The sequence below is a fragment of the Glycocaulis sp. genome, from assembly GCF_052168375.1.
Taxonomy (GTDB): domain Bacteria; phylum Pseudomonadota; class Alphaproteobacteria; order Caulobacterales; family Maricaulaceae; genus Glycocaulis.
This window is the reverse complement of record NZ_JBQLZR010000079.1, coordinates 1-1,539: the sequence shown is the minus strand read 5'-3', so window position 1 is coordinate 1,539 and position 1,539 is coordinate 1. Positions and strand designations below refer to the sequence as shown.

The 1,539-nt window shown below is 65.5% G+C and carries 3 protein-coding genes; all 3 read left to right on the top strand.

The features are described from left to right. Nucleotides 1-234 (top strand): MlaE family ABC transporter permease (locus tag ACTS2Z_RS03010; RefSeq protein ID WP_442571751.1); only part of this gene is annotated, 234 nt, incomplete at its 5' end. Nucleotides 235-243: 9 nt separating this feature from the next. After that, nucleotides 244-990: an ABC transporter ATP-binding protein gene (locus ACTS2Z_RS03005; RefSeq protein WP_442571752.1), complete on the top strand. Its 747-nt coding sequence runs from the start codon at nt 244-246 to the stop codon at nt 988-990. A gap of 46 nt (nt 991-1,036) precedes the next feature. Beyond that, the coding region (locus tag ACTS2Z_RS03000; RefSeq protein WP_442571750.1) for an ATPase domain-containing protein at nt 1,037-1,539 on the top strand (503 nt) is incomplete at its 3' end.

The window sequence follows — 1,539 nt, the reverse complement described above, 5'->3', positions numbered from 1 at the left end:
GACCCCACGGTCTATGTCCGCAATTCGGTCGACATCCTGGAGCGCTGGGATGTCATATCCGGCCTGATCAAGGCCGCCGTGTTCGGTTTCCTGCTGACCCTGATGGGCTGCTATCACGGCTACCGGGCGCAAGGCGGCGCGCAAGGGGTCGGCCGGGCCGCGACCCATGCGGTGGTGTCAGCCGCCATGCTGATCTTCGCCGCCAACTTCATTCTCACCTCGCTGTTCGTCTAGGAGGCCATGATGACCGGCTCGGTGAAAATCGCCTGGAAGTCCGTCGCCAAGCGCTTTGGCTCACATGTCGTCCTCGACGGGCTTTCTCTCGACGCACGCGAAGGCCAGTCCCTCGTCATCATTGGCGGATCGGGCACGGGCAAATCGGTCCTGCTCAAAACCGCGCTCGGCCTCATCACCCCGGACAAGGGACATGTGGAGATCGACGGCGAGACTGTCCGCCCCGATGATCCCTCCGATCCGGGCCTCGACCAGATCGGCATGCTCTTCCAGTCGGGCGCGCTTTTTGACTCGCTCACCATCTGGGAAAATGTCGCCTTCAAGCTTCTGAAAGCCCACAAGATGAAACGGGCCGAAGCGCGTGACCGCGCGGTGGAAGCGCTCGAACAGGTCGATCTGGAGGCGGATGTCGCCTTTCAGGCTCCGCGCGAGCTCTCAGGTGGCATGCTCAAGCGCGCAGCCCTCGCCAGAGCCATCGTGGCGCGCCCGGCCATCCTTTTCTTCGACGAGCCGACCACCGGGCTCGATCCCGTGACGGCTGACGTGATCAACCGGCTGATCGTTCGGCAGGTGAAATCGCTCGGCGCCACGGCAGTGACGATCACGCACGACATGGCCTCGATGCGCATGATTGCTGACGAGGTGGCCATGATCGAGCACGGCAAGATACGCTGGCGCGGCGGCCTTGATGGCATCGATTCGTGCGCCGATCCGGCCGTTTGCGCCTTCGTTCAAGGCCGCTCGGTCGACGAATAGGCTGGCGCCCGACGCCTGTCCCGCAGCTGCAACCGGAGAATACCGCTTGGCCCGTTCCGACAGTGTCTATGTCTGCCAGTCCTGCGGGGCGGTCCATGCCAAATGGGCGGGGCGCTGCGATGATTGCGGCTCGTGGAACACGTTGCAGGAGGAAACCCAGTCCGCCCCGCTTGGCACGCAGGCCAGCGGCGCGAAACGTTCAGGCACGCGCCGCGCCCGCCTCGAACTCGTCGACCTTGGCAGTGCGACGGATGACCCGCCACGCTTCGAGACAGGCCTCGCCGAGTTTGACCGCGTGGCCGGAGGCGGGCTGGTGCCCGGCTCGGCGGTGCTGGTGGGCGGTGATCCGGGCATCGGCAAATCGACACTTCTGCTTCAGGCGAGCGCACGCCTCGCCCGCGACGGCCACCGTGCCGTCTACATTTCCGGCGAAGAGGCCGCCGATCAGGTGCGCCGCCGCGCCCGGCGTCTAGGTCTTGCCGACGCGCCTGTGGCCCTCGCCGCTGAAACCTCGCTGGAAAGCATTCTGGACGGGCTGAAAGCCGATCC

Excerpts from the sequence above, each read along its gene's own strand:
- ACTS2Z_RS03005 (WP_442571752.1), top strand. The coding sequence starts at position 244 with ATGACCGGCTCGGTGAAAATCGCCTGGAAGTCCGTCGCCAAGCGCTTT.